This window comes from Streptomyces boncukensis (assembly GCF_011045075.1).
Classification (GTDB): domain Bacteria; phylum Actinomycetota; class Actinomycetes; order Streptomycetales; family Streptomycetaceae; genus Streptomyces; species Streptomyces boncukensis.
This window is the reverse complement of record NZ_JAAKZZ010000502.1, coordinates 1-5,277: the sequence shown is the minus strand read 5'-3', so window position 1 is coordinate 5,277 and position 5,277 is coordinate 1. Positions and strand designations below refer to the sequence as shown.

Annotated in this window: 5 protein-coding genes; 3 read left to right on the top strand and 2 right to left on the bottom strand. The window is 73.1% G+C overall.

All coding sequences use genetic code 11. The features are described from left to right. Both G5C65_RS30670 and G5C65_RS40850 read left to right on the top strand, forming a co-directional pair. Window positions 1–546 (top strand): serine hydrolase (locus G5C65_RS30670; RefSeq protein WP_165302317.1); only part of this gene is annotated, 546 nt, incomplete at its 5' end. A gap of 199 nt (window positions 547–745) precedes the next feature. After that, on the top strand, window positions 746–3,352 hold the full coding sequence (locus G5C65_RS40850; protein WP_420903377.1) for a glycosyltransferase family 2 protein: 2,607 nt from the start codon (window positions 746–748) through the stop codon (window positions 3,350–3,352). Between the two features lie 70 nt (window positions 3,353–3,422). On the opposite strand, the gene G5C65_RS30655 is transcribed toward G5C65_RS40850, so the two are convergent. Together G5C65_RS30655 and G5C65_RS30650 are read right to left on the bottom strand one after the other, a co-directional pair. After that, window positions 3,423–4,085, bottom strand: coding sequence for a hypothetical protein (locus G5C65_RS30655; protein WP_165302315.1), 663 nt, complete (start codon window positions 4,083–4,085; stop codon window positions 3,423–3,425). A gap of 133 nt (window positions 4,086–4,218) precedes the next feature. Continuing rightward, on the bottom strand, window positions 4,219–4,650 hold the full coding sequence (locus G5C65_RS30650; RefSeq protein ID WP_241266180.1) for a hypothetical protein: 432 nt from the start codon (window positions 4,648–4,650) through the stop codon (window positions 4,219–4,221). 200 nt (window positions 4,651–4,850) lie between these two features. On the opposite strand from G5C65_RS30650, the gene G5C65_RS30645 reads away from it, so the two are divergent. Next, on the top strand, window positions 4,851–5,277 hold a 427-nt coding region (locus G5C65_RS30645; RefSeq protein ID WP_165302314.1), incomplete at its 3' end, for an AsnC family transcriptional regulator.

The following is a 5,277-nucleotide window of genomic DNA, read 5'->3' as shown; positions in this document are numbered from 1 at the left end:
GGGTGCTCGGGGCGCCCGGGAGAACAGCCGCTCGCCTGGGAGGGCCTGCTGCGGCGGTACGTCCTCGATCCGCTCGGGCTGCACGAGACGGCGCTGCGTCCGTCGGGCACCGCCGCCACGGACGCGGTCGGGCACCGGAAGGACGGCCGTACGCCCGTGCCGGCGCTGGAGATGGGCGGCTTCGCCCCGGCGGGCGCGGTCCGGGCGACCCCGGGCGATCTGCTGCGCTATCTGGAGGCGCAGCTGCGCCTGGGCGGCGCGGCCGCGGCCGGCGCCGGGCTGGGGGACGCGCTGGCGCTCGTCCAGCGGCCGGTGCTGCGCCGCGGACACCGGCATGCGCACACGCATTCGATCGGCTGGTTTGTGCAGGAGGGCGCGTCGGGCGGGCCGATGTGGTTCCACGGCGGGGCCACCTGCGGGCAGCAGGTGTTTCTCGGCTTCCGGCCGTCGGCGGGCACGGCTCTCGCGGCGGTGTGCACGCGCCGCTTCCGGCTGGCGGACGCGTTCTCGGGCACCGCCCACGCGCTGCTGGCCGACGCCGGCTGAGCGCCTGCCCGGCCCCCTTCGCGCACTCCGGCGCGGTTCCCCTTCCGGGTGACAGGGCGTCAACACGGCAGCCTGAGTCGAATCCATTCAGGTGATATCCGGAAAAACGTACAAGTACATCCTTGCTAAGCAATCTCACTAGTACTACTGATTCATGGCATCTGCTCGCACCAGTTCCGGGAGCTGCCGTGTGTCGACCCTGACCGACGTCGTCCTGCCCGAGCAGGGCCAGCCCCCCGCCGAACCGCCGCGCCCGCTGTCCGGCTACGACTACGAGCGGTTCAGCACACTCGCGGGTCCGCTCACCGAGGCGGTGCCCCGCAAGCCGTACCGCGTGCGGTACCGGAGCCTGTGCGCGCGGAGCCGGGGCCACCTGGTGGTCGCCGTCGCGCTGGCCTCCGCGGCGCCGCTGCTGGCGGCGGCGCTGGTGGTGTGGCTGGTGCTGCCGGCCCACGCGGCCCACCGCACGGGTGCCCCGGGCTGGCTGCGCGCGATGGACACGCTGCTGCTCTGCGCCGTCGCCGCGATCGAGCTGTTCCGCCTCGTCAACGTGCTCTCCAACGCGCACGCCACGCTGGCCGCACGCGACCCGGTCCCGGTGCGCCCGCGCAGCGGGCAGAAGGTCGCCTTCGTGACCTCCTACGTGCCCGGCAAGGAGCCGCTGTCCATGGTGCGCGCGACCCTGGAGGGGGCGCTGGCCACCCGGTACGACGGCGTCAAGGACGTGTGGCTGCTGGACGAGGGCGACGACGACGAGGCCAAGGAGCTGTGCGAGCGGCTCGGCGTGTGCCACTTCTCCCGCAAGGGCCGCCCCGAGTGGAACCAGCCCACCGGGAGGTTCCGCGCCAAGACCAAGCACGGCAACTACAACGCCTGGCTGGCGGAACACGGTGCGGGCTACGACTTCATGGCCGGGGTGGACACCGACCATGTGCCGCTGCCCAACTACCTGGAGCGGATGCTGGGCTACTTCCGGGACCCCGATGTCGCCTTCGTGGTGGGCCCCCAGGTGTACGGCAACTACGACAACACCGTCACCAAGGCGGCCGAGAGCCAGCAGTTCCTCTTCCACGCCGTCATCCAGCGGGCCGGAAACGCCCACCGCTCGGCGATGTTCGTCGGCACCAACAACTGCGTGCGGATCTCGGCGCTGCGCCAGATCGGCGGACTGTACGACTCCATCACCGAGGACATGGCCACCGGCATGGAGCTGCACCGGCACCGCAACCCCGTCACCGGCAGGCGCTGGACCTCCGTCTACACGCCCGACGTGCTCGCGGTCGGCGAGGGCCCCACGGCGTGGACCGACTACTTCACCCAGCAGCTCCGCTGGAGCCGCGGCACCTACGAGACCCTCATCAAACAGTTCTTCCGCGCCGTGCCCACCCTGCCGCCCGGCCGGACGCTGAACTACGCGCTGCTGGCCGCCTACTACCCGATGGCGGCCCTGAACTGGGTCCTCTCCGGCCTGTGCTGCCTGCTCTACCTGGGGCTCGGCGCCGTCGGCAGCATCTCCTCCCCGGCGGTGTGGCTGATGCTCTACGCCGACGCGACGGCGCTGCAGATCGGCCTCTACCTCTGGAACCGCCGCTACAACGTCAGCCCGCACGAGCCGGAGGGCTCCGCGGGGACGGCGGGCATGGCGATGTCCGTCGTCTGCGCCCCCGTCTACGCCCGCTCCCTGGCGGACGCCGTACTGCGCCGCACCTCGCGGTTCGTCGTCACCCCCAAGGGCAACTCCAGCAGCCCCGACTCGCTGCGCACCTTCCACACCCATCTGCGCTGGTCCGCGCTCTTCGGCGGCACGCTCGCGCTCGGGCTCCACCTGGGGACCGAGCTGACCGTCGTGCACGCCTGGGCCGTGCTCGCACTCACCGTGACGCTGGTGCCCGTGCTGCTGTGGGGCGCCGGCGAGCTGCGCGAACGGCGCGCCGCGCAGCGGCGGCCCGCCGCGGAGGAACGGCGGGCCGCCACCGCGCAGGCGGCGCCCGCGGCGGGGGAGGGCGCGGGGAAGGCCACCGAGGGGAGACGCACCGTGCGCGCCATGACCTTCAACCTCCGCTACGCCTCGGACACCCCGCCCAACAGCTGGCCCGAGCGCCGCCCCGTCACCCGCGCCCTGCTGCACCGCGAGCGGCCGCACCTCCTGGGCACCCAGGAGGGCCTGTACCACCAGCTCCAGGACATCGCGGCCGACCTCGGCCACCGCTACGACTGGATCGGCACCGGCCGCGAGGGAGGCAGCCGCGGCGAGTTCATGGCCGTCTTCTACGACACCCGCCGGCTGGCCCCCGTCGAGTACGACCACTTCTGGCTCTCCGACACCCCGAACGTCATCGGCTCCGCCACCTGGGGGAACCGGGTCGTCCGCATGGTCACCTGGGTCCGCTTCCGGGACCTGCACACCGGGCGCGAGCTGTACCACCTCAACACCCATTTCGACCACCAGAGCCAGCCCTCGCGCGAGCGGTCGGCGGCTCTGGTCACCGAGCGGCTCGCGGGCCTCGACTCCGCCCTGCCCCGCCTGGTCACCGGCGACTTCAACGTGCCCGCACACGGCAACCCCGTCTACGACGCGATGCTCGGCGGGGGCACGCTGGTGGACACCTGGGACGCGGCGGAACGGCGCTCCCCGCAGTACGCGACCTTCCACGGCTACAAACCGCTGGTCCCGGACGGCGAGCGGATCGACTGGATCCTGGCCTCCCCGAAGACCCGGGTGCGGTACGCGGAGATCAACACCTACTCCCGCGACGGCCAGTTCCCCAGCGACCACCTTCCCGTCCAGGCGCTGCTCGACCTCTGACGACGGGTCGTGGGGGGCGTGGCCCCGTCCGGGGCGCGGGGAGCCGTCAGAAGGGCCCTGGCGGCACACCTCAGGCGTCCGCGGCATCCTGGACGCCGGCCACCACCTCCGCACTCAGCGCGGCGCGCACGAGCGCCGCTGCCAGCCGCGCCAGCTCGTCCTCGCGCACCAGCCGCGCCAGCTGTGCGGGCGACTCGGGCAGCCCCAGCCTGCCCGCGCCCTGCAGCGCCTTGGCGTCCAGATACGGCCGCAGCCGGGGCCACACCTCCTGGGCCTCCCGCAGAAAGATGGCCGCGCCCACCGGGCCGATCCCCGGCACCTCGCGCAGCGCCCGCTCGACACCGCCGGAGCCCGCGCGCTCCCGCAGCCGCCGCAGGTCCCCGCCGTACTCGCGCAGCAGCAGCTCGGCTCCCTCGCCGAGCTGGGTGGCGGTGCGCTCGTCGTAGCGCCGGTAGCCGCCCTCGCCGAGCAGGTCCACGCGCTCCTGCCAGCTCGCGGCGGCCATCCGCCGTGCGTCGCGCAGTCCGCCTCCGGACAGCGCGCGCGAGGTCGCCACCGCGACATCGGCCCGGATCCGGGCGCTCAGCAGGAGTGCGAGCACCAGCAGCCGGTAGAGCGGCGAGGGCGTGTCGCGCAGGGTGATTCCGGCCTGCGCCGCGTACGTCTGCCCGTGCCGCTCCAGCAGCGCCCGTGCCACTGCCGTGTTCCGTTCCTTCGCGGACGTTCGCGCCATGACCACCCTCCTCAGCCGTGCGTACCGCGTACCACGCGGAGCGCACGGTCACTCCTTCCGTACCGCACCGTTCGCGGAAACCTCCGGCACGGTGGAGGGGTGGAGGGGTGTCAGGAGGCGGGGCGCGCGCCGTTCAGCGCGTGCGCGCCGGCGCCGGCACCCGCATGGGCTGCGAGGAAGGGCCGCCGACGTGGGAGAACGGCTGGGTGCGCCAGTCCAGCCCAGCGGGCAGCGTGAGCAGTGCGCCCAGTCCGCGCTCCCTGGCCTGGTCCGCGTCGTCCCCGGAGGGCTTCGCGTCCGCCACGGCGCGGCCCGAGCCCTGGCACACCGTCAGGCCGAACGGGTTCCACGGAGAGGCGCACAGCGCGTGCTCCGGAAGGGCGTCCTCCAGCGCGAGCAGCGCGATCGGCTGCCCGCAGTCCGGGCAGACCACCCGGTAGCTCTCATAGGTCTCGCTGTCGGACGCCCAGAACTCGGCGTCCTCGGCAGCGCTGATCGAAATGCTCCCGGCGGCCTCGCCCGGTGCGTCCTGGCGAACGGATTCGGCCGACTTGATCGTGCTCATGCAATCCCCCTCGGGTGGACCGGCCGGGCTGGGCTCCGGCCACAGCAAGCACTTCCCGCCGTGACCTAGCCGTAATCGCCGCACCCGGGAGGACACGGGAGCACATATGTGTCCTTGGTCACACGCCCCCTGAGCCGCCGTACGCCCGCCCGCGCCGTCGGCTGTGCCCGGGCGCGGCGCGGGCAGTACGGTGGCCCATCGTGGAAGCACTCGACCGGCAGATCGTGGAACTGCTCGTCAAGGACGGGCGGATGAGCTATACCGACCTGGGCAAGGCCACCGGCCTGTCCACCTCGGCCGTGCACCAGCGGGTGCGCCGCCTGGAGCAGCGCGGCGTCATCCGCGGCTACACGGCGCTCGTGGACCCCGAGGCGGTCGGGCTCCCCCTCACCGCGTTCATCTCGGTCAAACCCTTCGACCCCAGCGCACCCGACGACATCTCCGAACGCCTCGCCGAGGTCCCGGAGATCGAGGCGTGCCACAGCGTGGCGGGCGACGAGAACTACATCCTCAAGGTGCGCGTCGCCACCCCCATCGAGCTGGAGCACCTGCTGGCCCGCATCCGCAGCCTCGCGGGCGTCTCCACCCGCACCACGGTCGTGCTGTCCACGCCGTACGAGGCCCGCC